This is a genomic window from Geodermatophilus sp. URMC 63, assembly GCF_053502565.1.
In genome coordinates this window covers 2,997,664-3,021,816 of sequence record NZ_CP199956.1, presented here as the reverse complement: position 1 = coordinate 3,021,816, position 24,153 = coordinate 2,997,664, and the positions used below count along the sequence as shown (strand labels likewise).

The window sequence follows — 24,153 nt, the reverse complement described above, 5'->3', positions numbered from 1 at the left end:
GACTGATCTTGCCGCGACGGCGGCCTGAGTGGTGAAGGCGAGTTCGTACTCGACCGGCGTGAGCTCGCCGAGGGCGCGCTGGCGCCGGCGGCGGTTGTAGGTGTGCTCGATGCAGAACACGACCGCGGCGTGGAGTTCGTCGCGGGTGCGCCAGCGCCGGCGGTCGAGGACGTTCTTCTGCAGCAGTGCGTGCCAGGACTCCATGGCGGCGTTGTCACTCGCGGAGGCGACGCGGCCCATGGAGCCCTGGAGCCCGGCGGCTGTCAGAACCGCCCGGGAGGATCGTGCTCACATCGAGATCCGCGGTCGCTGTGCACGACCACGAGACCCCTCGGCCGGCGTCGAGCCACGGCCGTGCGCAGCGCCGTGACGGCCGGCTGCGCGGTCATCCGTTCATCGATCGCGTAGCCGACGATGCAGTTGCTGAACAGGTCCCTGATCACGCAGCAGTACAGCTTGCCCTCGCCGGTGGGGTGCTCGGTGAGTCGGTGACCCAGACCTGGTCGGGGCGTTGTGCGGTGGAGTTCCGCTGCACGTGGTCGTCGTGCACCGCCGGGCCAGGGCTCGTGCCGGCGCCGCGCCGGCCCTTGCGCACCGTGGTCGACCACAGCCTCTGCTGGGAGCACAGCCGCCAGGTGCGCCGCTCACCGGCGACCAGCCCGGCGCCAGCGACCTCGTCGGCGAGAAACCGGTAGCCGAACTCCGGGTCATCGCCGTGGGCGTCGATCAGCGCGTGGGTGAGGTGGGCGTCCTCGAGGTCGCGCCGGCTCACCGGAGCCGGCAGCCAGGCGCAGGAGGCCTGGGTCGAGTGGCCCAGCACCCCGCAGGTCAGCCGCACCGGGATGCCCTCGGCGGCCAGGTCACCGACCAGCGGGTAACTCGTTCAGGGGAGACTGCCGGCCGCGAAGTAGGCCGTCGCCCGGCGCAGGATCTCGTTCTCCATCTCCAGCCGTCGCTTCTCCCGGCGCAGCTGCACGAGCCCGCTCTGCTCGGCACTGGTCTGCCCATCGACGACGCCGTCATCGATGTCGGCCAGGCGCACCCAACGACGCACCGACTCGACCGGGATGTCGAAATCGGCAGCGACCTCGGCCTGGCTCAGATCACCGCGGCGGGCGGTCCGCACGACGTCACGCTCAAACTCCGGCAGGAACTTCTTGGGCACAGCGACGTCCTCTCCGCGGGACAAGATCCCGCAGGACGAGTGTCAACCGAAGTCGCAGCGGTGCCCGCGTAGCACCGAACTTGGGGCAGTTGTGTCAGAACAAGCTCACGCAGAAGGCTGAACCGTATGGCCGTGCGTCGTTGCTGAGCTTGGTCCGGTCGACCGCCTCGCAGGACCGGCGGCTGCCTGGGCGCGATACCTTCGGTCGCTCGCTGCTCCGAGGCCTGTCCTTCATGCCCGACCAGCCGCCGCCGTCCGCCTTCACCCTGGAGTGCCCCGTGACCGAGCCCTCGCCTCCTGCGTCGGCGCAACCCGAATTCGGTCTGCGCTGGGGCATCAAGGGATCGTTCCTCGAGTACCTCCAGCGGATGCCGGATGGCAGAGGCTGGTTGGGCGATGGCGCCGTGGCGGTCGGGACGAACGAGATCCTCTTCCCGCCGGAGCGATCAGGGTGGCGGTCCTCCCCCGATGGTGTCCCGGACAGGTTCTGGGCTTTCCGCGGCGACGTCCGCTTCACTGGTCACTTCGGGATGCTCTTCGTCCGCGTGGCGTTCCCCGTGCTGACCCTCCGCGGCGAGCTTGCCGAGCTCACCGTCGCACCCCTCAAGGACACGGAGGGCGCGGAGCGGTTGACGCTGGTCACGCTTCGTCTCGCGCAGCAGCCTTCGCCGGAGGGGATCGAGATCTGGCGCGGCACGGAGGTCCGGCTGACCGGGACCGGTGCCGGGTTGTTCAACGACGTCTATCCGCCCGGAGAGGAGTTCGAGCCGCTCACGGTGACTGTGCCCCTGCTCGACGCGGGCGGATGACCAGTGCGACGCCGCCGCCGGCCCGACGTTCGAGGCCAGAGTTGCTCTCCTCCCCCCGACTGAGCGACAGCCGAGAACAGGCGGGGAGAGGTGACCAGGATCAGCCGAGACGGTGTCGAGCACCAGCCGATACCGATCCGTCGAGGATCAGCCGGGCTCGCACAGGGAGGTGCTCCCCGATTGGAGGGGGCGGAGGGTGTAGGGGTGGAGGTGCGGGAAGGTGGCGTGGCTCTTGCCGGCCGGATACCAGTGCACCGCCCGAACCTTCGCGTTGTCCGGAGTCCTGAACTGGTACAGGTACGCCGACGTGGTGACCCGCCAGCGCCCCTGCTGGATGTCGTACTTCTCGGGGTCGGTCGGGATGTTCCGGTAGTGCATGGAAGCCAGGAACCGGCAGCCGGCCGCGTCTCCGCGCAGTACGAGGCCGTCTCCGCCGTTCAGGCTCCAGACGTGCGTTTCGCCCGTGGTCGCCCGACCGGCGGGCGAGACGATCTTGCCCGTGCCGAGGCAGGCCACCGCTCGTTCGAGAGAGGGGCCAGGAACGCTTCGACCGCTTGACACGGCGACGCTCCCGGCACGAGGCGTCAGCGGACGGGAAGTAGCGCCACGAGCACGTCGAGCAGCCCGGGGTGGGCATCGGGGTCGACGTCTTCGAAGTCTCCACCGTCGCGTGCCGCGAGGAACTCTTCGCCGCTCAGGTCCAAGGCGGTGCGGGCGATTCGGTCGAAGGCCGCGGCGGCTTCGTCAGGGGTGAGTTCAGTGACGCCGACAGACGCGCTGTGGCGGGATCCCGCCGGCAGAGTCCGCAAACGCCCACAGAACGCCCGGGAGTACCCGGTCGGCGGCGCGGGTCAGACCACCAGCTCGATCTCGATCTCCGGGACGCGCGGGAGGGCAAGGACCTGTTCGAACTCCGCCACGTCGGTGATCGACACCTCCATGGCCGAGCCGAAGGTGTCACGCATGCGCTGGGCGTCGTCCCGGCTCGCCTCCATCGCCTCGCGGCTGTCGAACGTGACCGCGGACACCGCCCGCCCCTCGACGCGGTCGATCAGGAGGCTGACGTCGGAGAACCCCGGCATGTCCTCCAGCTGCGACACGAGCGTCATCCGGTAGGCGTCGAGGACCCGGTCGACGTGGTGGACGTCCATCTTGCTCCAGACCACACGGGTGCAGGCGCCCTCAGGAGCGTCGTAGAGGCGGGGCGTGACGGCGACCTCCCACTCCTGCACCTCCTCCGTCTCGTTGCCCATGATCCCTCGCGTCTGGACGCGCGTGCTGGCGAGGCTCTGGGCGGTGGCGCGCATCGCCGCGTGGTCGTCCCAGACCGTGGTCGTGAGGCAGAGGCCCGATGCACGGTCGACCAGCAGCGAGAAGCTCACACAACCGCGCATCCCGAGGATGGCGGGCACCACTTCGCGGATGTGCGCGATCCCGTCGTCCACGCGCCGCGGGTCGGCGTGGATGGTCGTCGTGCGTGCGTACATGCCGGTTCTCCTCACGCTTGGCGGCGCCCGCACGGCACCACTGCACGGGCCACCGTCCTCGCGCCCTCGGGCTGGGAACAGGGACCTTCGACCCTGTTCGGATCAGGCGGGCGGTGGTATAGCCACGTGAGGTCCAGGCGCAGGTCGGCCCGGCTGGCGGTGGCCCGGACGGCAGCGTGAACACGCGAACAACAGGTGCTGCACTAGAGGTCCTCAACGGCGGGCGTCAGGAGCCCTGCTGACAGCTGGTGCTGCCTGCGCTATGCCAGAGGCATGAGGTATCCCGATGGTGGCGGGCTGGACGCCGACGAGCGTGCCCGCCGGGAGCGGGTGCGACTGGCCGCAGCCGAGTACTTCGAGGCCGGGGCCACCGACCGAGAGGTGGCCGAGCGCTTCCGGGTGACCCGGATGTGGGCCAACCGCTCGCACCGCGCGCTGAGCGCCGGTGGCCGGCCGGCACTGGCCTCCCAGGGCCCCGGCGGGGCGCACTGCAAGCTCAGCAGCGCCCAGCTCGACGAGCTGCAGGCGGTGCTCGACGCCGGCCCTGCCGTGGCCGGCTGGGTCGATCAGTGCTGGACGCTGCCGCGCATCGCCGAGGTCGTCCGGACGAGGTTCGGCGTGGACTACACCCTGGCCGGGCTGGACCTGCTGCTGCACCGGCTGGGCTGGAGCGTGCAGGTGCCCGCTCGCCAGGCCGCCGAAAAGGTCGAGCGAGCCCTGTGACCAGGGTGATGGAACCGGTTCAGACGTCGGGGCGGCATGAAGGGGGGTGATTGCCGGACGACGACCCTTGACGGGGACCAAGTCGCCGAGCGGCCACTGCTCTTCTGATCCAGTCTTCTGATCCAGCCGACTACTGGAGAGGCGAGCTCACCAAGGGCGTCGGCGCAGGGGCCACCGAGAGGTGGTACGCCGGTGTCAGCTGCAGGGCGACGCCGGCGAAGGACGCCGCCGCAAGGCCATCGGGTCCACCAGCACAGCGTGCGCCCGGTCGCGACCTCGACGCGTTCGACGTCATCGACCGGCACCGGAGAGCCCCCGGGGACAGCCGCAGCAGGGCTCCCCTCCCCACCCGCCAGATGGCGGGAAGATCCCGCCATCTGGCGGGTGGTATGCGAGAGCGACGGCAACAAGCTGTGACCACCGTCACCTGCCTCCGCCCACCTCCTGAAGGGTCCTCGATGACACTGATGTCACCGCCCACCACCTCCCAGGACGTGGCGGCCGGTCCGCCGCCTCCCTTCGACCCGGAGTGTGCTGCCGTGCTGAGCGCGGCCGGGGACCTCATCTCGCCGTCCCTGACCCTCGACCAGGTCCCGGCGATGCGGGCCGGCCTGAGTGAGGTGTGGCCCGCGCCCACCGTCGAGGAGATGAGCCGCGACGGGGCGTTCACCGTGGAGGACCGGTCGGTGCCGGGGCCGGACGGCGCGCCGGAGATCTCGCTGTTGATCTGCCGGCCGACGTCCGCGACCGCTCCCGTCGCCGCCGTCTACCACGTGCACGGCGGGGGCATGATCATGGGCGACGACCGGAACGCCGTGCCGGAGCTCCTCGACTGGGCCCAGGACCTCGAGCTGGCCGTCGTGTCCGTGGAGTACCGGCTGGCGCCGGAGACGCCGCACCCGGGTCCGGTCGAGGACTGCTACGCGGGCCTGGTCTGGACCGCCGAGCACGCCGACGAACTGGGTATCGACCCGGCTCGGATCGTGGTGGCCGGAGCCAGCGCCGGTGGCGGCCTGGCCGCGGCGGTGGCTCTGCTGGCCCGGGACCGCGGTGGCCCGGCGCTGGCCGGCCAGCGCTGCTCCACCGCCGCATTGCCGCCATCCCGCCACGCGAGGGCGACCCGGTGGTCTTCCCCAGCCCGAACGGTCACCTGCGAGACCCCAGCACCAGCGGCGACCTCCGCCAGGCCCTGGACCGGCCGGCCTGCCCTGGGTCACCTCGCACGCGTTCCGCAAGACCGTGGCGACCCGACTCGACGACGCCGGGTTGTCCGCCCGCCAGATCGCCGACCACCTCGGCCACAGCCGGCCCAGCTTCACCCAGGACGTCTACCTCGGCCGCGGCACCGCCAGCCCTCGCACGGCCGCAGCCATCCACCAGGCCCTGTAGCGATGGCCAGCACGCTGCCCCCGGGCCGGCGACGACGTCGGGCGACCTCACAGTTGGGGGTTCAAACCAAACAGCGCAACTGATGGTCCGGGGTTCGCCGAATCCCCGTGGCGCTCACCAGGAGTTCTGCTCCCCCGATTGGACTCGAACCAATAACCCTGCGATTAACAGTCGCATGCTCTGCCAATTGAGCTACGGGGGACGGGCGGGCCGGACCCGCGCGCCCGTCGAGAGTACCCCAGGCGCTCCCCGTGTCCCGCGCAGGCTCCCGTCGCGGGGTGCCGCGCGCCGCCGTAGCGTGATCACCCGGCCGTTCCCGTCCCGATCCCGGAGGTCCCCGTGGCCAAGTTGTCCTTCCTCGTCGGCTTCGGCGCCGGCTACGTGCTCGGCGCCAGGGCCGGTCGTGAGCGCTACGAGCAGATCCGTGGCCTGTGGTCCGACGCCAAGGACAACCCGCAGCTGCAGGGCCTGGCCGGCATGGCCCAGGCGCGCGCCGACGACGTCGTCAGCTCGGTGAAGTCCAAGATGGGCCGCGACGCCGAGCCCACGGACAGTGCCGGCGCGCGCAGCACGGGCACCACCACGACGCCGCCGGCCACGGCCACCAGCTCCCCCGACGTCACCGCGCTCCCGGTCGACCCGCCGCCCATCGCCTGACCGGCCGGCACGGGCCGGCCGGGCGACGTCAGTCCGGCCGGTCCGCCGCGACGGCCTCGGCGAGCCTGCGGCGGGCGGCCTCCCGTGCCTCCGGGTCCCCGCGGTCGGTGTCGTCGTCGAAGACGACCGTCCACTCGCGCGCGGCCTGACCGGGCACCCGCCGCGCCACCAGCACCACCCCGCCGCCGGTGGGCAGCGGGGTGCGGCGGCTGGCCACCACCGTCTCGTCGACCCGCCGTCGCACCACGGCGGGCAGGTCGCCGGCGTCGGCGAGCGCGTACCGCTCGGCGGGCTCGCGCGCCTGGACCCCCGGCTCCACCTCGCTCAGCGCGGTCACGGTGAAGCTGCCGCCGCCGTCGTTGGTCGCCGCCCAGCGGGCCGACCCGATCTCGTGCCACCGCAGCACGCCCACATCGGCCGCCTCGTCGAGCGCCAGGCCGGCCGGCACCACCCGCAGCCCGCGGCTGGTGGCCACCAGCCAGCCCTGTCCGCGCACCAGCTCCCCCCAGGCCAGCACCCGCTCGTCGGGGTCGGCTCCGGAGCGGTGGCCGGCCAGGACGACGGCGCGCACCGGCTCCGGCGGTCGGGTGAACCGGCGGCGCAGCGGGTCCAGGAGGTTCACGCCAGCCCGCCGATCGCCCGCTGCCGCAGCGAGATGGCCTCCTGCTCCAGCGCCATCAGCCGTGAGAACGCACGCATGTACTCGTCCCCCTGCTCGACCGGGTTCATCCGCTGCAACCGGACCTTGAGCGCGGTCACCTGCCGGACCGTGGCCATCTCCTGCAGCCGGGCCAGCACCGCCGACACGTAGCCGGCGTCGGCCTCCCCCACCGACCTCAGCGGCTCCACGGCGAGCGCGGTCAGCATGGCGCGCGCGGTCTCGCGGTCGCAGTGCGCGGCCACGAGGTCGAGCCACTCGGGGCCGGTGACCCTCGCGGCCGCCGCTCCCCCGGTCCTGGCCACCGCCGCGGCGACGGCGGCGTAGTCGGGATCGGTGTAGGACTCCGGCGGCACCGCGTCGAACGACGGACCGGCGATCTCGGGCACCTGCAGCGCCGCCTTCACCGCCTCGCGCTCGACGGCGATCGCGGCGTCGTCCGGCGTCCGCTTGGGCACCCGCGGCCGGGAGCGGGACGGCGCGCTCCCCTCACCGGTGACGCGCCGCACCCGCTCGAGCACCTCGGCCTCGTCGGTGTCGCCGATCAGGCCGGCCAGCCGCCGGGCGTAGGCCGGGCGCAGCGCGTGGTCCTTGACCTGGGCCAGCAGCGGCGCCGTCCGGTCGAGCGCCGCGACCCGGCCCTCGACGGTGTCGAGGTCGTAGTCGGCCAGCGTGGTGCGCAGGACGAACTCGATGAGCGGCGTCCGCCGGGCCACCAGGTCGCGGACGGCGGCGTCGCCGTGCTCCTGGCGCAGCTCGCAGGGGTCGCGGCCGTCGGGCTCGACGGCGACGAACGTCTGCGCGATGAACCGCTGGTCCTCCTCGAACGCCCGCCGTGCCGCCTTCTGGCCCGCGGCGTCGCCGTCGAAGGTGTAGACGACCTCGCCGCGGAACTCGTCCTGGTCCATGAGCAGCCGGCGCAGCACGCCGATGTGCTCCGCGCCGAAGGCCGTCCCGCAGGACGCGACCGCCGTCGTCACCCCGGCCAGGTGGCAGGCCATGACGTCGGTGTAGCCCTCGACGACGACGGCCTGGTGCCGCTTGGCGATGTCGCGCTTGGCCCGCTCGATGCCGTAGAGGACGGTGCTCTTCTTGTACAGCGGCGTCTCGGGGGTGTTGAGGTACTTCGGGCCCGGGTCGTCGTCCATGAGCTTGCGAGCGCCGAAGCCGATGACGTCGCCGGTGATGTCGCGGATGGGCCACACCAGCCGGCGGTGGAAGCGGTCGATGAGCGTGCCGCGCGAGGACTCCTTGGCCAGCCCCGCCGTCACCAGCTCCTGCTGGCCGTAGCCCCTGCTGCGCAGGTGGCGGGTGAGGGCGTCCCAGCCGGCGGGGGCGAACCCGCAGCCGAAGTCGACGGCGACCTGCCGGTCGAACCCGCGGTCGGCGAGGAACTGCCGGGCCGGGGCGGCCTCGGGAGTGCGCAGTTGCTCGGCGTAGAACTCGGCGGCCGCGGTGTTGGCCGCGACCAGCCGCGCGCGCTGCCCGGCCTGCGCGCGGTCGGGCGCCCCGGTGGGCCGGCCGCCGTCGTCCTCGTACTTCAGGTCGATGTTCGCCCGCGCCGCGAGCCGCTCGACGGCCTCGGTGAAGCTCAGGTGGTCGATCTGCTGGACGAAGCTGATGACGTCGCCGCCGGCGCCGCAGCCGAAGCAGTTGCCGGTGAGGACGTCGTCCTCGAGCGTGAACGCGTGGGTGCCGGGGACCTCGGCGCAGTAGACCTCCTCCACCCGGTCGCTCCACTCGACCGACCGGACCACCCAGCTCCTCCTCCGGCGCCTGGCCTCGGAGTGCTCCCAGGCCGTCCGGAGCAGCGCCGGCTCGAGCGACGGCGCGGTGGGCGAGCGCAGGTCGGCGCGGGGCTCCGGCACCCAGCGCGCCACCTCGGCCTCCTTGCGCCCGAGCAGCGTGGCCACCGCCCGCCGCGTCGACCCCGGGCTGGCCGGCGGTGCGAGCGCCGCGGGAGGCGGAACGGGTCGGCCCCCCGCGACCGACCGGGCCAGCCGGTCACCCGGCAGGAGGTCCCTCGTGACGGTCTCCCGCCGGTCCCGACGCCCCGAGACGACGAACCAGCGGTGCTCGTCGGTGGCGTGGAGCACCTTCGTCCGGCCGTTGCGCGCGAGCACCAGGCGCATGAGCCGCTGGACGCCGTAGGAGCGGAACGGTGCCTCGACCCAGCGGCCGTCCCCGTCGAGCACCCGGACGGTCCGGCCGGCGAGGTCCGCGATCGGGACGACGCCGTCCTCGGTGAGGACGCCGGTCTCCCCCGCGAGACAGTGGAAGAGGTTGCGCGCGGGCGTGACGTGGAACGACGGCGACTTCTCGTCGTGGAACGGGCACAGGCCCTTGAGGCTGCCGCCCCCGGCGCGCTTGAGCTGCAGGTGCTCGCCGACCACCTCGTCGATCCGGCTGCGCTCGCGCACCAGCGCGATGTCCGCCGCTCGGATGCGTCCCCGGCCGGCCATGGGCCTCCTCCGTCGTGCTGCCTGCGCAGGACGCCGGTGCGCGCCCCGCACCGATCATCCACCGTCGGGACGAGCGCAGCGGCGACCGTCCCCAGCCCGGGGCCCGGCCGACCGGCCGGTCAGAGCCCGGCGACCACCCGGGCGTGCTCCAGCAGCCGCCGCTCGACGCTCTCCGGTGTCTCGGCGCCGGTGAGCACGAGGATGCCGAAGCCGTCCTCGAGGGCGACGAAGCCGCGGGCGAGGTCCGCGGCGTCGCTGATCAGGCGGAGCTCACCGGAGCGGGCTCCGTCGGCGAGCACGCCCTCGTACAGCGCCGCCTGGCGGTCGAAGAACTCGCCGTAGAGCGCGGCGCCGTGGGGGTGCCGGACGACGACGGGCATCAGCTCGTACAGGACCTGGCTCGCCGCGGCCGGCTCGCCCGGGTACGGGACGCCCGAGGCGATGCAGGCGCGCAGCCGATCGCGGACGTCGCCGGCGCGGGCCACGCGCTCCTCCCGGCCGTCGCAGTAGAGCCGGGTGCCCTGCCCGAAGACCTCGGCCAGCAGTTCCTCGACGTCGGCGTAGTAGTAGAGGACCGATCCGGGGGTCAGCCCCGCCTGCTCGGCGACGTCCTTCAGCCGCAGCCCGGCCACGCCACGGTCGAGCAGCGCCCGGGAGGCGGCCTCGACCAGCTCGGCGCGGCGGAGAGTCTGGTTCTTCACGCGGGCCACAGCGCGATCCTGCCAGCGTCCCGGCGGGGCTTGACAGCCGTCACACCATTCCTTGACTCTTTTTCAAGGAATCCGGGGCAGCGAGACGCGACCGGACGACCACTCCCGAGGAGCAACATGTCCCGACCCCTCCCGCTCGCGCTCGTCCAGGCGGCCGGCCGCGATCCCGGTGACCTCAAGGGCTTCGCCGAGCACGTCGAGCAGGTGGCCCGCACGTACCCGCAGGCGCGGCTGCTCGTCTACCCCGAGCTGCACCTGGCCGGCGACGACCTCGACCCCCGCCGCACCGAGCAGCAGGTCGCCGACTCCGCCGAGCCGCTGGACGGCCCCCGGCACGAGTTCCTCGCCCAGCTCGCAGGCGACCTGGGGATCTGGCTCGTCCCGGGCAGCGTCAGCGAGCTCGGCGAGGACGGCCGCGTCTACAACACCGCGCTCGTGTACTCCCCCGAGGGCCGGCGGGCCGCCGCCTACCGCAAGATCTTCCCCTGGCGGCCGTACGAGACCTGCGCCTCCGGCAGCGAGTTCGTCGTCTTCGAGATGACCGGCCACGGCCGGGTCGGGCTGTCGGTCTGCTACGACGCCTGGTTCCCCGAGCACACCCGCCAGCTGGCCTGGATGGGAGCCGAGCTCGTGCTGAACCTGGTGAAGACCCCGACCGCCGACCGCGCCCAGGAGACGGTGATCGCCCGGGCGAACGCCATCGTCAACCAGGCCTTCGTGGCCAGCGTCAACGCCGGGACGCCGTCGGGTCTGGGCCGCAGCCTGCTGGTCGACCCCGAGGGCCGCGTCCGGGTCGAGGCGGTCAGCGAGCTGCCCTCCGTCCTCACCGACGTGATCGACCTCGACGCCGTGACCACCGTGCGCCGCTTCGGCACCGCCGGCCTCAACCGCGTCTGGGACCAGTACCAGCACGGCCACGACGAGGGACCCGTGCCGCTGCCGGTGTACGGCGGCCGGATCGACCCCGCCACCTGGCGCGGCGCCACCTCCGCCTGACCCTCCACCCCACCGCCGCGCCGGACGGCGCGGCCGGCCTCGACCACCCCTGCCCCGGGAGCCCGACATGCCCCCTGCCCAGCCCTCACTCGTGCCGCAGCTGCGCCTGCCCTCGGTGGTGCTCTTCGGCGTGGCCTACATGGCCCCGATGGTCGTGCTGACGACCTTCGGCATCGTCGCGGCCGCCAGCGCCGGGACGACGCCGACCGCGTACGTCCTGGCGACGGTCGCGATGCTGTTCACCGCGCTCAGCTACGGGAAGATGGCCCGCGTCTTCCCGGTCTCGGGCTCGGCCTACACCTACGTGCGCAAGCTGATCGACTCCCGGGTCGGCTTCCTGGTCGGGTGGGCTGTCCTGCTCGACTACTTCTTCCTGCCGATGGTCATCTGGCTCATCGGCGCCTCGTTCCTGCAGGCCCAGTTCCCCTCCGTGCCGTTCTGGATCTGGGTGGTCGGGCACATCGTGGTGACCACCGGGATCAACGTGCTCGGCGTGCGGCTGGCCGACATCGCCACCTACCTGCTGATGGCCTTCACCATGGTCGTCCTGGTGGTGTTCGTCGTGCTCTCCCTCCACCACGGGGGCGCCGGCTCGGCCACGGCCCCGCTGTGGAACTCCGCGACGACGATCGGGGGCATCGCCTCCGGGGCGGCGATCGCCGCCTACTCCTTCCTCGGCTTCGACGCGGTCACCACGCTCACCGAGGAGACCCACGACCCGACCCGGACGATCCCCCGCGCGATCGTGCTGACCGCCCTGACCGGCGGCCTCCTCTTCATCGTGGTCGGCTACGTGACCCAGCTGGTGCACCCGGGCGGCGCGTTCGCCGACGAGTCCTCGGCCGCCTTCGACATCGCCACCGGGATCGGCGGTGACCTGTTCGCCTCGCTGCTGGTCGCCGGCGTGGTCATCGGCGGCATCGCCTCCGGCCTGGCCGCGCAGTCCAGCGTCAGCCGGCTGCTGTACGCCATGGGGCGCGACGGCGTGCTGCCGCGGCGGGTGTTCGGCTACCTGCACCCGCGGTTCCGCACCCCGGTGGCGAACCTGGCGCTCAGCGGCGCGGTCGGCCTGCTGGCCCTGGAGTTCTCGCTGTCGACGTCGACGTCGTTCATCAACTTCGGCGCGTTCACCGCGTTCACCATGGTCAACGTCTGCGTGCTGTCCCACTTCCTGCGGCAGCGGCGGGCCGGGGAGTCGCTGGACCGGCTCACCCACGTCGTCCTCCCGCTGCTCGGTGGCGCGGTGGACGTGTGGCTGCTGACCGAGCTGGACGGCCACGCGCTGTGGCTCGGCGTCTCGTGGCTGGCACTGGGCGTCGTCTGGCTGCTGGTGCTCACCCGCGGTCTGCGGGTGGCGCCGCCGGAGCTGCGCCTGGAGGAGGAGCCCAAGCCCGAGGTGCTCGCGTGAGGCGCTGAGGACGGCGCACGGGGGCCGGCCCGGACCGGGGCCGGCTCCCGCTCGCGTCGGGACGGCCGTCCCGGTCACGGGCTCAGCTGCCCCCTGCCGCGGCGGCGCCGCCCGCGATCGCGGCCGTCGTCGCGGCCTGGTCGCGGCGGCTCATCACGAGCCCGAGCCACAGCAGGAAGACCTGGTGGTCCAACGGCAGGGAGTCGTCGGCGGTCAGCGTCGGGCGCGGCGACCAGCCACCCGTCGTCCCGGTCTCGGCGACCACGCGGTCGCCGTCGAGGTACCGGTGACCGCCCTTCCAGCGGGACACGACCTCCGACCGGAGCGTCGTCCCCTCCAGGTCGGCCTCCCAGGTGCCCTTCCAGAACGACGTCTGCCGGGCGCGCAGGCGGGCGGCGTCCTCCGGCTCGCTCGCCCAGCGGCCGGTGAGCGCGCCCCTGCTCTTCGCGAGCACCCACTCGCGGTCGCCGACGACGGCCGTGGCCGCTTCCCGCCAGTTCGACGCCCGCAGCGTGGCGACGACGAGGCCGTCGCGGAGCACGGGCAGGACGCCCTTCCCGGCGCCGGCCGAGCCGGCCTTCCCCAACTCGAGCACGTGCGACCCCTCTCAGCCGATGCCCGGCGCTCCCGCCACGCTCTCGCCGGTCGCCCGGTAGAGGAGGTAGGCCGCCGTCTCCCGCAGGATGTAGCGGAACTGCGTGGTGCGGGTCTGCACGGCCGGGCCCTGCCGGGTGGGCGAGCTCTCTGCCTCCATGCCGGCGTCCTCGGCCATCCGCTCGGCCCGCATGGCGTGCCAGGGGTCGGTGACCAGGACGGCCGTCGTCCACCCGCGCTCGGCGTAGGCCGTCCCGACCGCCCGCATGCTCTCCAGCGTGTCGACCCCCTCGGGCACCGCGAGCAGCGAGTCGGGCGGGATGCCCGCCGACTCGAGGTAGTCGCGGCCGGCCTCGGCCTCGGTGAACGCGTCGCCGGCGGCCTTGCCCCCGACCGTGACGACCACCGGGGCGACGCCGTCCTCCCACAGCGTCAGCGCGTGCTCCAGCCGGGCGGCGAAGATCGACGAGGGGACGCCGTTGTACTGCGCCGACCCGAGCACCACGATCGCGTCGGACGACGGCCGCGCGTCCCCCCGGGCGGTCCACCAGATGGCCGCGGCGGTCGAGGTGACCAACAGCAGCGCGGACAGCACGACGGCGCCCACCATCCGCGACAGCAGCGCCCCCATCCACATCCCCCATGGGTATCACGGGCTCCTGCGTCCCGGTGGCCACCGGGACCGGTGTGGCGGGTGCGCCCTGCCCCCACCGCTCGGCGCCCCACCGCTCGGCGCCCCACCGCTCGGCGCCCCACCGCTCGGCGCCCCACCGCTCGGCGCCCCACCGCTCGGCGCCCCACCGCTCGGCGCCCCACCGCTCGGCGCCCCACCGCTCGGCGCCCCACCGCTCGGCGCCCCACCGCTCGGCGCCTCAGCGCTGTGCGCCCCACCGCGGTGATCATCGGCGGGTGGCTGCCGGACACGCCCGCGATCGCCGCCCCCCATCGGTGATCAGCCGCCGTCAGCCGGCGCGGTCGGCTCCCAGCGCGGCCCGGCCGGCCTCCAGCCGGGCCACCGGCACCCGGAACGGCGAGCAGGACACGTAGTCCAGCCCGACCTCGTGGAAGAAGTGCACCGAGTCCGGGTCGCCGCCGTGCTCGCCGCAGACCCCGAGCTTGAGGTCCGCCCGCGCCGCCCGGCCCTCCTCGACGGCGACCTCCACGAGCCGGCCGACGCCGGGCCGGTCCAGCGACTCGAACGGCGAGACGCCGAAGATCCCCTTGTCCAGGTAGGCGTGGAAGAACGCGGCCTCGACGTCGTCGCGGGAGAAGCCCCAGGTCATCTGGGTGAGGTCGTTGGTGCCGAAGGAGAAGAACTCGGCCGACGAGGCGAGCTCGGCGGCGGTCAGCGCGGCGCGCGGCACCTCGATCATCGTGCCGATGAGCACGTCGAGCTCGACGCCGCACTCCTCGAACACCCGGCTGAGCACCTGCTCGGACTCCTCGCGGATCGCCTCGAGCTCCTGCACCGCCCCGACCAGCGGGATCATGATCTCCGGCCGCGGGTCACCGCCGGCCTGCTTGCGCTCGCAGGCCGCCTCGGCGATCGCCCGCACCTGCATGGCGAACAGCCCCTTGACCACCAGGCCCAGCCGCACGCCGCGCAGGCCGAGCATCGGGTTCTGCTCGTGCAGCCGGCGGACGGCGGCCAGCAGCCGCAGGTTGGCCTCGTCCGGGTGTCCCTGGGCCTCGGCGACGGCGACCCGCACCGAGAGGTCGGTCAGGTCGGGCAGGAACTCGTGCAGCGGTGGGTCGAGCAGCCGCACGGTCACCGGCAGCCCGTCCATCGCCTCGAAGATCTCCAGGAAGTCCTGTTTCTGCAGCGGCGCGAGCGCGTCGAGGGCGGCCTGCTTGCCCGCGTCGTCCTCGGCGAGGATCAGCTTCTCGACCAGCTTCCGCCGGTCGCCGAGGAACATGTGCTCGGTGCGGCACAGGCCGATGCCGCGGGCGCCGAAGCGCCGGGCGCGGGCGGAGTCCTCGGGCGTGTCGGCGTTGGTGCGCACGTCCAGCCGCCGCGCCTCGTCGGCGTGGGTGAGGACCCGGTGCACGCTGCGCACCAGGTCGTCGGCCTCGGCGGAGTCCGGGTCGATCTCGCCCTCGAAGTAGCGGACGACGGCCGAGGGCTCGACCGGCACCTCACCGAGCCACACCCGGCCGGTGGACCCGTCGATAGAGATGACGTCGCCCTCCTCGACGGTGACCCCGCCGGGCGCGGTGAAGCGGCGGTTCTTCGTGTCGACCTGCAGCTCCTCGGCGCCGCAGACGCAGGTCTTGCCCATGCCGCGGGCGACGACGGCGGCGTGCGAGGTCTTCCCGCCGCGGCTGGTGAGCACGCCCTCGGCGGCGATCATCCCGGACAGGTCGTCGGGGTTGGTCTCCCGCCGGACCAGGACCACCTTCTCGCCCCGGTCGGCCCACGTCACGGCCTCCTCCGAGGAGAACACCGCCCTGCCGACGGCGGCGCCGGGCGAGGCGTTCATGCCCTGGGTGAGCTGGGTGGCCTCCCCGCCGGAGACGAACCGCGGGAACATCAGCTGGACGAGCTGGTCGCCGGTGACCCGCCGGACCGCCTCGTCGGTGTCGATGAGGCCCTCGTCGACCAGCTGGGCGGCGATCCGGAACGCCGCGCCCGCCGTCCGCTTGCCGACGCGGGTCTGCAGCATCCACAGCTTCCCGCGCTCGACGGTGAACTCGATGTCGCACAGGTCGCGGTAGTGCGACTCGAGGGTGCTCATGATCTGCGTGAGCTCGGCGTAGGCGTCGGCGTCGATGCGCTCGAGCTCGGTCAGCGGCACGGTGTTGCGGATGCCGGCGACGACGTCCTCGCCCTGCGCGTTCTGCAGGTAGTCGCCGTACACGCCCTGCTCGCCGCTGCCCGGGTCGCGGGTGAACGCCACCCCGGTGCCCGAGTCGGCGCCCAGGTTGCCGAAGACCATCGAGCACACGTTGACCGCCGTCCCGGCGTCGCTCGGGATGCGCTCGCGGCGGCGGTAGAGGATCGCGCGCGGGGCGTTCCACGAGTCGAAGACGGCGTTGATCGCCAGGTCCATCTGCTCGCGCGGGTCCTGCGGGAAGTCCCGGTCGGTGTGCTCGCGCACGATCGCCTTGAACCGGTCGACGACGTCGCGCAGGTGCTCGGCGTCGAGGTCGAGGTCGAGGTCGGTGCCCTGCTCGCGCTTGGCCTCGTCGAGGGCGTGCTCGAAGTGCTCGCCGTCGATGTCGAGCACCGTCCTGCCGAACATCTGGATCAGCCGGCGGTAGGAGTCCCACGCGAACCGGTCGCTGCCGGACTGGGCGGCCAGGCCCTGCACCGACTCGTCGTTGAGGCCGACGTTGAGGACGGTCTCCATCATCCCGGGCATGGACGCCGCCGCCCCGGAGCGCACCGACACCAGGAGCGGGTCCGACGGGTCGCCGAGCGTCTTGCCCATCGCCTTCTCCAGCGCGGTGAGGTGCTCGGTCACCTGGTCGGCGAGGTCGGGCGGGGTGCTGCCGTGCGCGAGGTAGTACCGGCAGGCGTCGGTGGTGATCGTGAACCCGGGCGGCACGGGCAGGCCGAGGTTGGTCATCTCGGCGAGGTTCGCGCCCTTGCCGCCGAGGAGGTCCTTCTGCTCCTTGGAGCCCTCGCTGAAGTCGTAGACCCAGGTCGTCGCGCCCGTCCCGCTGCCCACCGCGCACCTCCGCGCTCGTCCGCCGGCTGACCGTCGCCTGCCGGTGGCGGTGGCCCGGGGTCCCCCGTGCGCCGCTCCGGCGGGCTCGGCTCCGCGGGCCGTCTCGGGTAGACGTCTCATACGTCCGCAGGGAGCCAGACAGCGATGGTGGCTCACCGGCCCGGCGGACGCCAGCCCCGCGGCGACCGGAGGGAGCGGTCGTGCGGTGCTCAGCCGGCGGGCGTGCTGCCGCAGATCCTCGGACCGTCCTCGAGGACCACGGTCACGGTCGTCTCGGTGCCGGCGGCACCGTCGTCCCACCGGACGAGGACCCGCTGGACGTCGGTGCCGTCGACCTCGCCGGCGGTCACGTCCTCGACCTCCCCCGTCCCCGGCTGGGCGTAGGCGGCCGCGATCTCCTCGGCGTCGCCGCGGTCGCGCTCGGACTCGCACAGCAGCTGGCCGGCGGTCTCGGTGTCCCCCGCGCGGAGGGCGGCGAGGAAGACGCCGACCACCTCGCGGGCCTGGTCCTCCCCGCTGCCCCGGACCAGCGGCAGCGCGACGACGGCGGCCACGGCGACGGCGACCGTGCCGCCGAGGATGGCGAGGATGAGGCCGTTGCGGGTGCGGGGCGTGCCGGTGTGCAGCGGCTCGGGGTCCTCGTCGTAGAGGTGGGGGCCCGTGCTCACCCGCCGCTCGTCTCCAGCTCCGCGCCGGCCGGCGGCCGCGGGTCGTCACGGTCGTCCAGCCAGCCCTCGGGCAGCGCCACCGGCCGCGGGCTGCTGGTCCGGCCGCGCGGGCCGCCGAGCACCGCCGTCGGCCAGGGCTGGTCGGGGACCCGCTCGAGCAGACCGGCCAGCTCGTCGAGGGAGCTGACCATCGCCAGCGCGCGGCGGACGTCCGAGCCGACGGAGAAGCCCTTGAGGTACCAGGCCACGTGCTTGCGGAAGTCGGTGCAGCCGTGCAGCTCGCCCTGCCCCTCCGCCAGCAGCTCGGCGTGCCGCTGCATGACCGCGGCCACCTCGCGCAGCGTCGGCAGCGCGCGGCGCGACTCCCCGGCGAAGGCGGCGGCGAGGTCGCCGAACAGCCAGGGCCGGCCCAGGCAGCCGCGGCCGACGACGACGCCGGCGCACCCGGTCTCGGCGATCAGCCGCAGCGCGTCGTCGGCCTCCCAGACGTCGCCGTTGCCGAGCACCGGGATGTCGACGGCCTCGACCAGCCGCGCGACGGGCGCCCAGTCGGCGGTGCCGCTGTAGAGCTGGTCGGCGGTGCGGCCGTGCAGCGTGATCGCCGCGGCGCCCTCGTCCTGGGCGATCCGGCCGGCGTCGAGGTAGGTGACGTGGTCGGCGTCGATGCCGATGCGGGTCTTGACGGTGACCGGCACGTCGCGGGCGGCCGCCACCGCGGCGCGGACGATGTCGCGGAACAGCACCCGCCGCCACGGCAGCGCCGACCCGCCGCCCTTGCGGGTCACCTTGGGCACCGGGCAACCGAAGTTCAGGTCGACGTGCGCCGGACGGGTGCCGGCGACCTCCTCGTCGACGAGCATCTCCACCGCCCGCCGGACGGTGGCCGGGTCCACGCCGTAGAGCTGCACGGAGAAGCCGGCCGCCGCCTCCTCGGGCGTGGCCCGGATCATCCGCAGCGTCTTCTCGTTGCGCTCGACCAGCGCCCGCGTGGTGATCATCTCGCAGACGTAGAGGCCCGCGCCGAACTCTCGGCACAGCGTGCGGAAGGCCGGGTTGGTGATGCCGGCCATCGGCGCGAGCACCACGGCGGGGTCCACCGTCAGCGGCCCGAGCCGCAGCGGCGGCAGTGCCGTCGTCGTCGGCTCGAGGGTGGCGGTCACCCCTCCAGGGTAGGCGGGCCGCTGACGCGTCCCGCGCAGGTCAGCGCGGAGCCGGGATGGTCCGCAGCCCGGTGTCCCGGGCGAGGACGGCGAAGCCGCGGTCGCGGTGCGGCACGCCGACCCCGTGCCGCACCGCCACGGCGGCCACCACGCAGTCGTTCGGCGAGCGCGGCGTCTCCCCGGCCCGCCGGCAGGCCCGGTACAGGGCCGCGGCGGTCTCGGCGTCGACCGGGGACTCCTGGCGCAGCAGCTCGGCCCCGGCGAGGAAGCGGGCCAGCCGGCCGGCACGCTCCTCGTCGGTGGTGCCGGCGAGGACCTCCAGCAGGACGACGTCCGTCGTCGCCGCCGCGCCGTCGGCGACGAGCCCGTGCAGGAGGTCGGTCTCCTCCCCCTCGACGCCGCGCAGGGAGGTGATCCACACCGAGGAGTCGACGAGGACCGTCACGCGGGCGGCGCCGGCCACTGCTCGGCCAGCTCCTCGGCCTCACCGCGGCGGATGGCGTCGAGGTCGCCGTCCCACCCGCTGCCGCGGATGGCGTGCATCTCGCGGGGTGTCATCGGCGCGGCGCTCACCTGACGCAGGGCGAAGTCGATGGCGTCCTTCTCGGTGCGCAGGCCGTACCGGCGCATGGCACGGCCGACCAGGTCGTCGTCGATGTCGATGTTCGTCCGGCCCACGGCACCACGCCACACCTCGTGGTGAAGCGTGTGCACGTGCCGTCGGGCATGACCGGGTCCCCGTGTGGGCAGGGCAGTCCTCCGCCACCGAGCCGAGGAGGACGCGTGTCGAGGTCGCCTGCGCTGCTGGGCACCGCGGCGGGTCTCGTGCCCGACGTCGCCCGCATCGCCGTCCTGCGGGCGAACTTCCTCGGCGACCTGGTGCTCACCCTCCCGGCGCTGGCGGCGCTGCGGGCCGCCTACCCCGGCGCCGAGGTCACCGTCCTGGGCGCGCCGTGGCACCCGGAGCTGCTCGAGGGCCGTCCCGGGCCGTGGGACCGGGTGGTCGTCGTCCCGCCGTGGCCGGGCGTGCGCGACGCCCCGGGTGCGGCGCGGGACAGCCCCGAGGTCCGGCGCTTCCTCGCCGCCTCGCGGGAGGAGAGCTACGACCTGGCCCTGCAGCTGCACGGCGGCGGGGGCAACTCCAACCCGTTGGTGGCGGCTCTCGGCGCCCGCGTGACCGTCGGCGCTCGCGACACCGGCGCCCCGCCGCTGGACCGCTGGCTCCCCTACTCCTCCGACCAGCACGAGGTGCTGCGCTGCCTGGAGCTCGTCGGGCTGGTCGGCGCGGCCTCGGTGTCCCTGCAGCCGCGGCTGGTCCTCACCCCGGCCGACGCCGCGGCCGCCGACGCCGTCCTGCCGGCCGGCCCGGAGCCGCTGGTCGCCCTGCACCCCGGCGCCCAGGACCCGCGGCGCCGGTGGCCGGCGCGGTCCTTCGCCGCGGTCGCCGACGCGCTGGGCGCCGAGGGCGCGCAGGTGGTGCTCGTCGGCTCGGGCCCCGACGACCGGGCGGCGGCCGACGCGATCCGGGCGGCGTCGTCGGTACCGCTGCTCGACCTGGTCGGCCGGCTGTCCCTCGGGGCGCTGGCCGGTGTCCTGGCCCGGTGCCGGCTGGCGGTGGCCAACGACTCGGGACCGCGGCACCTCGCCGAGGCGGTGGGGACGGCGACGGTGGGGGTCTTCCTGGAGCACAACCTGCTCAACGCCGGTCCGCTGACCCGCCGGCGGCACCGCGTCGCGATCTCCGCGCGCACCGACTGTCCCGTCTGCGGCACCGACCAGAGCCGGTCCCGCTGTGGGCACGACCGGTCCCTCGTGGCCGGCGTCCCGGTCGGGACGGTGCTCGCCGCCGCCCTCGACCTGCTGGAGGACGGCGGCCCGGCGGTGCACCCCGCGGCCGCACCGCAGCAGCCTCGCCCGGGACAGCGACCCGGGCGGCGCGCGGTCCGATAGGGCGGTCAGCCCAGCAGCCAGCCGCTCTGCTCGGCCAGCCGCACGGCTTCGGCCCGGGTCCGCGCGCCGGTCTTGCCGATCGCCGCGGAGAGGTGGTTGCGCACCGTGCCCTCGGCCAGGTGCAGCACCCGGGCGAGGTCGGCCACCGTGCCGCCGTCGCGGGCGGCCCGCAGGACCTCGGTCTCCCGCGCCGACAGCGGGCTGGCGCCGGACACCAGGCTCTCCTCGGCCAGCGCCGGGTCGACCGCGCGCAGCCCGGCGTGCACGCGGCGCACCGCGTCGGCCAGCTGCCGGGCCGGGGTGTCCTTGACGACGAAGCCGCTGGCGCCGACCTCCAGCGCGCGGCGCAGGTAGCCGGGGCGGCCGAAGGTGGTCACGATCAGAACCCGGCAGGTGGGCAGCTCGCGGCGCAGGGCGGCGGTCGCGGCGATGCCGTCGAGCCCCGGCATCTCGACGTCGAGCAGGGCGACGTCGGCCCGGTGCTCCACCGCGGCGGGCACGACCTCGTCCCCGCGGCCCACCTCGGCCACCACGGTGAGGTCGGGCTCGAGGTCGAGCAGCGCGGCCAGGGCGCCCCGGACGAGGGCCTGGTCGTCGGCCAACAGCAGCCGGATCACGCCGTCGTCACCCGCAGCAGCATGCCGCCCTCGGGCGCGCGCCCGGTCTCCAGCTGCCCGCCGGCGGCGCTCACCCGGGCGCGCAGGCCGGCCAGTCCCGAGCCGGTGCCCGGGCCGGCGCCCGGGCCGCAGCCGTCGTCGCGCACCTCGACACCGGTGGGCGTCAGGACGACGCCGCACCAGCGCGCGCCGCTGTGCCGGACCACGTTGGTGACCCCCTCGCGCACCACCCAGGCGAACAGCTCGCGCCAGGCGGCGGGCACCTCCTCGGTGGCGAGCGGCAGGTCGGCGGTGATGCCGGCGGCCTCGAGCGCCTGCCGCGCCGCGGCGAGCTCTCCGGGCAGGGACACCTCACGGGTGCCGGCGGCCGTCGCCCGGACGTCGGCGAGCGCCGCACGGGCCAGCGCCTCGACGTCGGCGACCTCGCTGCGCACGCGGGCCAGTCTCGGGTCGTCGGCGGCGCCCTCCAGCAGCCGCCCGGCCAGCTCGGTCTTCACCGTGATGACGGTCAGCGAGTGACCGAGGATGTCGTGCACGTCGCGGGCCAACCGGGCCCGTTCCCGCGCCACCGCCAGCTCCACCAGCTGGGCGCGGGCGTGGGCCAGCTCGATGTTGCGCCGGAGGACCTGCCCCACCCCGTAGGCGGCGAGCGTGGCCAACAGCAGCTCGGGGACGAAGCCGTCGACCGGCTCCCAGCCCTCCACGGCGCGCGGGAGCAGGGCAGTGGCGGCGGCCAGGACGACGACCACGCCCGCCACCTGACGGCCCGGCAGGGTCATGGCCGCGGTCACCCCGACGTACACCGCGCCGGTCACGACCTCCTCGCCGGCGCCCGGTGCGGCGACGACCAGCAGCAGCACGAGCCCGGCGAGCACGAGCCAGATCACCCTGGTCGGCACCCCCACTCCGCGGATGCGGCGCGTGCGCATCCAGGCGAAGTAGGCGGCGAACGCGGCGGCGAAGAGCAGCAGGGCGGCGAGGGCGATCACCCCGGCGGTCGTCGAGCGGACCGCCCAGGCCGTCCGGATCGGCACGGCCAGGTAGACCAGCCAGACGGCGGCCCACAGCCACCCGATGCGCGACGTGCCGATCGGGCGGTCGTCGTCCCCGCCGGCCCAGCGGGGGGTAGGCGGGGACGAGGACACCTCGGCGGCCGGTGCTGTGGTCACGGCGAGCAGTGTGACTCCGCGCCGGTCACACGCGGGCGGTGTCGCGGCGGAACCGCCAGACCGCCCCGGCAGCGAACAGCGCCGTCCACACGACGACGTTGAGCACGGCGCCGGTGTCCACGCCGTCGCCGACCAGCGCCGCCCGCGCGAGCACGCCGACGCCGTAGGCCGGCGTCCAGGACGACAGCGTCTGCAGGGTGTCGCTCAGCGAGCTGAGCGGGACGAAGATGCCGCCCATCAGCGCGAGCAGCGCCAGCGCCGGCCCGAGCAGCTGCATGACGTTCTCCGACGGCACCAGGTAGCCGATGAACAGCCCGAAGGCCGCGAAGACGACGGCGCAGACCCACGCCGCCAGGCCGCTGACCACCCAGGCCCAGCCCGGCATGTGCGCGGCGCCGGTCAGCCCGCCGACGGCGAACACGATGAGCACCGGGACCGCGCCCACGACCATCGCGGTGAGCACCTTGGTGGCGGTGTAGGCCGTCGGGTCCAGCGGCGTCAGCCGCAGCTGCCGCGACCAGCCCTGCGCCCGCTCGACCGAGACCGAGGCACCGGTGCTGGTGTTGGCGATCATCGCGCCGTAGACGGCGAAGCTGATCATCAGGTACGCCGAGACGTTGCCCCGGCCCGCCGACTCCGCCCGGTAGGCGTCGCTGAGCCCGCCGAAGAGCAGGAAGAACACCGGCGGCATGACCAGCGTGAAGACCGCGGTGCGGCGGTTGCGCAGGATGCGGCGGATCTCTAGGCGCAGGAACGTCGTCGAGAACCCGCCCAGCGGCGGGACGCGACGCTCGAGGGTCGGCAGGGCGGCGGTCATCGGGTCGCTCCGTTCAGGGCGGCGGTGGTCGAGGCGGCGGTGGTCGAGGCGGCGGGGCCGGTGAGCGCGAGGAAGGCGTCCTCGAGCCCGCGGGAGGTGATCTGCAGGTCGTGCGCGGGGGTGGCGGTGAGCAGGTGTCGCGCGACGACGTCGGAGTCGCGGGTGCGCACCAGGACGGTGTCGCCGCGCAGCTCGACGTCGTCGACGCCGTCGAGCTGGAACAGGCCCGCGGCCTCTGCGGGGGTGGCCCCGGTCCAGGTGGCGGTCACCTGCCGGCCGGCCGACAGCGCCTTGACCTCGGCGGCGGTGCCGTCGGCGACCACCCGGCCGGCGCTGACGAGCACGATCCGATCGGCGTAGGCGTCGGCCTCGTCGAGGTGGTGGGTGGCGAAGACGACGGTGCGGCCGCGCTCGGCGTCGGCGCGGATGGCCGCCCAGAACTCCCGCCGTCCCTCGACGTCCATGCCGGTGGTGGGCTCGTCGAGGACGATGAGCGCCGGCTCGGGCAGCAGGGCCATCGCGAAGCGCAGCCGCTGCTTCTGCCCGCCGGAGCACTTGGCGACCCGGCGGCGGGCGATGTCGGCGAGGCCGGCGCGCTCGAGCACCTCGGGCACCGGGCGGCTGTGCGCGAACAGCGCGGCGGTGAGCTCCAGCGTCTCGCCGACGGTGAGGTCGCCGAGCAGCCCGCCGGTCTGCATGACGGCGGCGACCAGCCCCTGCGCGACGGCGGTGCGCGGCGGCAGCCCGAAGACCTCGACGGAGCCGGCGTCGGGACGCGAGAGCCCGAGCAACGCGTCGATCGTGGAGGTCTTGCCCGCGCCGTTGGGGCCGAGGAAGGCCACGATCTCGCCGGGCTGGACGACGAGGTCCAGGCCGTCGACGGCGGTGACGGCGCCGAAGCGCTTGGTCAGCCCGCGCAGCGCGACGGCCGGGGGCGCCGTCCGGGCCGTCGCGGCGGGAGCCGGGGAGGTCTGTGTCATGACCTCAGGCTGGCCCGGCGGCGTCCTCCGCTCCTCGGCCGGAGATCACGACCGCACCATGAC

General features: G+C 74.2%; 23 protein-coding genes, 1 tRNA gene and 2 pseudogenes. 8 read left to right on the top strand and 18 right to left on the bottom strand.

What is annotated here, in order from left to right:
* Positions 1 to 12 precede the first annotated feature (12 nt).
* Positions 13 to 1,165: pseudogene (locus tag ACWIZO_RS14925) on the bottom strand (IS3 family transposase); the annotation flags it as partial.
* A 278-nt stretch (positions 1,166 to 1,443) separates the two neighbouring features.
* Here ACWIZO_RS14925 and ACWIZO_RS14920 point away from each other — a divergent pair.
* Entirely contained in the window at positions 1,444 to 1,974 is a 531-nt protein-coding gene (locus ACWIZO_RS14920; RefSeq protein WP_448638440.1) for an HtaA domain-containing protein, read from the top strand.
* Positions 1,975 to 2,121: 147 nt separating this feature from the next.
* Here the strand turns inward: ACWIZO_RS14920 and ACWIZO_RS14915 are convergent, their stop codons facing one another.
* Positions 2,122 to 2,352: a hypothetical protein gene (locus ACWIZO_RS14915; protein ID WP_448638439.1), complete on the bottom strand. Its 231-nt coding sequence runs from the start codon at positions 2,350 to 2,352 to the stop codon at positions 2,122 to 2,124.
* A 473-nt stretch (positions 2,353 to 2,825) separates the two neighbouring features.
* Entirely contained in the window at positions 2,826 to 3,461 is a 636-nt protein-coding gene (locus tag ACWIZO_RS14910; protein ID WP_448638438.1) for an antibiotic biosynthesis monooxygenase, read from the bottom strand.
* A gap of 273 nt (positions 3,462 to 3,734) precedes the next feature.
* On the opposite strand from ACWIZO_RS14910, the gene ACWIZO_RS14905 reads away from it, so the two are divergent.
* The 3 genes and pseudogenes from ACWIZO_RS14905 to ACWIZO_RS14895 all read left to right on the top strand — a co-directional run bounded on the left by ACWIZO_RS14905 (position 3,735) and on the right by ACWIZO_RS14895 (position 5,573).
* The gene (locus tag ACWIZO_RS14905) at positions 3,735 to 4,184 is read left to right on the top strand and encodes a winged helix-turn-helix domain-containing protein (RefSeq protein WP_448638437.1); all 450 of its coding nucleotides are present in this window, start codon (positions 3,735 to 3,737) and stop codon (positions 4,182 to 4,184) included.
* Between the two features lie 356 nt (positions 4,185 to 4,540).
* A pseudogene (locus ACWIZO_RS14900) lies at positions 4,541 to 5,266 on the top strand (alpha/beta hydrolase); the annotation flags it as partial.
* 157 nt (positions 5,267 to 5,423) lie between these two features.
* Positions 5,424 to 5,573: a hypothetical protein gene (locus tag ACWIZO_RS14895; protein ID WP_448638436.1), complete on the top strand. Its 150-nt coding sequence runs from the start codon at positions 5,424 to 5,426 to the stop codon at positions 5,571 to 5,573.
* 129 nt (positions 5,574 to 5,702) lie between these two features.
* On the opposite strand, the gene ACWIZO_RS14890 is transcribed toward ACWIZO_RS14895, so the two are convergent.
* Positions 5,703 to 5,775 (bottom strand) — tRNA-Asn (locus ACWIZO_RS14890).
* Positions 5,776 to 5,912: 137 nt separating this feature from the next.
* Between ACWIZO_RS14890 and ACWIZO_RS14885 the strand changes: the two genes are divergently transcribed.
* Complete coding sequence (locus ACWIZO_RS14885; RefSeq protein WP_448638435.1) at positions 5,913 to 6,230, top strand: hypothetical protein; 318 nt, start codon at positions 5,913 to 5,915, stop codon at positions 6,228 to 6,230.
* A gap of 28 nt (positions 6,231 to 6,258) precedes the next feature.
* On the opposite strand, the gene ACWIZO_RS14880 is transcribed toward ACWIZO_RS14885, so the two are convergent.
* The 3 genes from ACWIZO_RS14880 to ACWIZO_RS14870 form a co-directional block, all read right to left on the bottom strand.
* Positions 6,259 to 6,852: a hypothetical protein gene (locus ACWIZO_RS14880; protein WP_448638434.1), complete on the bottom strand. Its 594-nt coding sequence runs from the start codon at positions 6,850 to 6,852 to the stop codon at positions 6,259 to 6,261.
* On the bottom strand, positions 6,849 to 9,350 hold the full coding sequence (dnaG, locus tag ACWIZO_RS14875) for a DNA primase (protein WP_448638433.1): 2,502 nt from the start codon (positions 9,348 to 9,350) through the stop codon (positions 6,849 to 6,851). Before dnaG ends, ACWIZO_RS14880 begins: the two co-directional genes overlap by 4 nt.
* Before the next feature lie 119 nt (positions 9,351 to 9,469).
* Positions 9,470 to 10,060 carry a TetR/AcrR family transcriptional regulator gene (locus ACWIZO_RS14870; protein WP_448638432.1) on the bottom strand — a complete coding sequence of 197 codons (591 nt, stop codon included), beginning with the start codon at positions 10,058 to 10,060 and terminating at the stop codon, positions 9,470 to 9,472.
* A 117-nt stretch (positions 10,061 to 10,177) separates the two neighbouring features.
* Between ACWIZO_RS14870 and ACWIZO_RS14865 the strand changes: the two genes are divergently transcribed.
* Positions 10,178 to 11,056, top strand: coding sequence for a carbon-nitrogen hydrolase family protein (locus ACWIZO_RS14865; protein ID WP_448638431.1), 879 nt, complete (start codon positions 10,178 to 10,180; stop codon positions 11,054 to 11,056).
* 67 nt (positions 11,057 to 11,123) lie between these two features.
* Positions 11,124 to 12,464 (top strand): APC family permease, encoded by a 1,341-nt coding sequence (locus ACWIZO_RS14860; protein WP_448638430.1) that lies wholly within the window; start codon positions 11,124 to 11,126, stop codon positions 12,462 to 12,464.
* An 82-nt stretch (positions 12,465 to 12,546) separates the two neighbouring features.
* Here the strand turns inward: ACWIZO_RS14860 and ACWIZO_RS14855 are convergent, their stop codons facing one another.
* From ACWIZO_RS14855 to ACWIZO_RS14825, 7 genes are all read right to left on the bottom strand, one after another.
* Positions 12,547 to 13,059, bottom strand: coding sequence for a hypothetical protein (locus tag ACWIZO_RS14855; RefSeq protein ID WP_448638429.1), 513 nt, complete (start codon positions 13,057 to 13,059; stop codon positions 12,547 to 12,549).
* 12 nt (positions 13,060 to 13,071) lie between these two features.
* Positions 13,072 to 13,695: a YdcF family protein gene (locus ACWIZO_RS14850; protein WP_448638428.1), complete on the bottom strand. Its 624-nt coding sequence runs from the start codon at positions 13,693 to 13,695 to the stop codon at positions 13,072 to 13,074.
* Positions 13,696 to 14,020: 325 nt separating this feature from the next.
* The gene (gene ppdK / locus ACWIZO_RS14845; protein WP_448638427.1) at positions 14,021 to 16,729 is read right to left on the bottom strand and encodes a pyruvate, phosphate dikinase; all 2,709 of its coding nucleotides are present in this window, start codon (positions 16,727 to 16,729) and stop codon (positions 14,021 to 14,023) included.
* Positions 16,730 to 16,938: 209 nt separating this feature from the next.
* Positions 16,939 to 17,397: an Rv0361 family membrane protein gene (locus ACWIZO_RS14840; protein ID WP_448638426.1), complete on the bottom strand. Its 459-nt coding sequence runs from the start codon at positions 17,395 to 17,397 to the stop codon at positions 16,939 to 16,941.
* Entirely contained in the window at positions 17,394 to 18,557 is a 1,164-nt protein-coding gene (gene dusB, locus ACWIZO_RS14835) for a tRNA dihydrouridine synthase DusB (RefSeq protein WP_448638425.1), read from the bottom strand. The genes ACWIZO_RS14840 and dusB overlap by 4 nt, the downstream gene beginning before the upstream one ends.
* 40 nt (positions 18,558 to 18,597) lie before the next feature.
* Complete coding sequence (gene vapC, locus ACWIZO_RS14830; protein WP_448638424.1) at positions 18,598 to 19,020, bottom strand: type II toxin-antitoxin system VapC family toxin; 423 nt, start codon at positions 19,018 to 19,020, stop codon at positions 18,598 to 18,600.
* A complete protein-coding gene (locus ACWIZO_RS14825) occupies positions 18,999 to 19,235 on the bottom strand; it encodes a type II toxin-antitoxin system VapB family antitoxin (RefSeq protein WP_448638423.1) in 237 nt (78 codons plus the stop codon). The genes vapC and ACWIZO_RS14825 overlap by 22 nt, the downstream gene beginning before the upstream one ends.
* A gap of 105 nt (positions 19,236 to 19,340) precedes the next feature.
* Between ACWIZO_RS14825 and ACWIZO_RS14820 the strand changes: the two genes are divergently transcribed.
* Positions 19,341 to 20,507 carry a glycosyltransferase family 9 protein gene (locus ACWIZO_RS14820; protein ID WP_448638422.1) on the top strand — a complete coding sequence of 389 codons (1,167 nt, stop codon included), beginning with the start codon at positions 19,341 to 19,343 and terminating at the stop codon, positions 20,505 to 20,507.
* A gap of 5 nt (positions 20,508 to 20,512) precedes the next feature.
* Here ACWIZO_RS14820 and ACWIZO_RS14815 read toward each other — a convergent pair whose 3' ends face one another.
* Genes ACWIZO_RS14815 through ACWIZO_RS14800 form a run of 4 tightly spaced genes read right to left on the bottom strand, consistent with a single transcriptional unit; the run spans position 20,513 to position 24,090 of the window.
* A complete protein-coding gene (locus tag ACWIZO_RS14815; RefSeq protein ID WP_448638421.1) occupies positions 20,513 to 21,124 on the bottom strand; it encodes a response regulator in 612 nt (203 codons plus the stop codon).
* Positions 21,121 to 22,293: a sensor histidine kinase gene (locus ACWIZO_RS14810; RefSeq protein WP_448638420.1), complete on the bottom strand. Its 1,173-nt coding sequence runs from the start codon at positions 22,291 to 22,293 to the stop codon at positions 21,121 to 21,123. Before ACWIZO_RS14810 ends, ACWIZO_RS14815 begins: the two co-directional genes overlap by 4 nt.
* A gap of 25 nt (positions 22,294 to 22,318) precedes the next feature.
* Positions 22,319 to 23,110, bottom strand: coding sequence for an ABC transporter permease (locus ACWIZO_RS14805; protein WP_448638419.1), 792 nt, complete (start codon positions 23,108 to 23,110; stop codon positions 22,319 to 22,321).
* Positions 23,107 to 24,090, bottom strand: a complete 984-nt coding sequence (locus ACWIZO_RS14800) for an ABC transporter ATP-binding protein (RefSeq protein WP_448638418.1) — start codon at positions 24,088 to 24,090, stop codon at positions 23,107 to 23,109. The genes ACWIZO_RS14805 and ACWIZO_RS14800 overlap by 4 nt, the downstream gene beginning before the upstream one ends.
* Between the last annotated feature and the right edge of the window lie 63 nt (positions 24,091 to 24,153).

Bases quoted from the DNA above. Each gene is read 5' to 3' on its own strand.
- ACWIZO_RS14910 (WP_448638438.1), bottom strand. From the start codon at position 3,461: ATGTACGCACGCACGACGACCATCCACGCCGACCCGCGGCGCGTGGAC.
- ACWIZO_RS14865 (WP_448638431.1), top strand. From the start codon at position 10,178: ATGTCCCGACCCCTCCCGCTCGCGCTCGTCCAGGCGGCCGGCCGCGAT.
- ACWIZO_RS14850 (WP_448638428.1), bottom strand. From the start codon at position 13,695: ATGTGGATGGGGGCGCTGCTGTCGCGGATGGTGGGCGCCGTCGTGCTG.
- dnaG (WP_448638433.1), bottom strand. From the start codon at position 9,350: ATGGCCGGCCGGGGACGCATCCGAGCGGCGGACATCGCGCTGGTGCGC.
- ACWIZO_RS14915 (WP_448638439.1), bottom strand. From the start codon at position 2,352: ATGCACTACCGGAACATCCCGACCGACCCCGAGAAGTACGACATCCAG.
- ACWIZO_RS14905 (WP_448638437.1), top strand. From the start codon at position 3,735: ATGAGGTATCCCGATGGTGGCGGGCTGGACGCCGACGAGCGTGCCCGC.
- ACWIZO_RS14800 (WP_448638418.1), bottom strand. From the start codon at position 24,090: ATGACACAGACCTCCCCGGCTCCCGCCGCGACGGCCCGGACGGCGCCC.
- ACWIZO_RS14860 (WP_448638430.1), top strand. From the start codon at position 11,124: ATGCCCCCTGCCCAGCCCTCACTCGTGCCGCAGCTGCGCCTGCCCTCG.
- ACWIZO_RS14805 (WP_448638419.1), bottom strand. From the start codon at position 23,110: ATGACCGCCGCCCTGCCGACCCTCGAGCGTCGCGTCCCGCCGCTGGGC.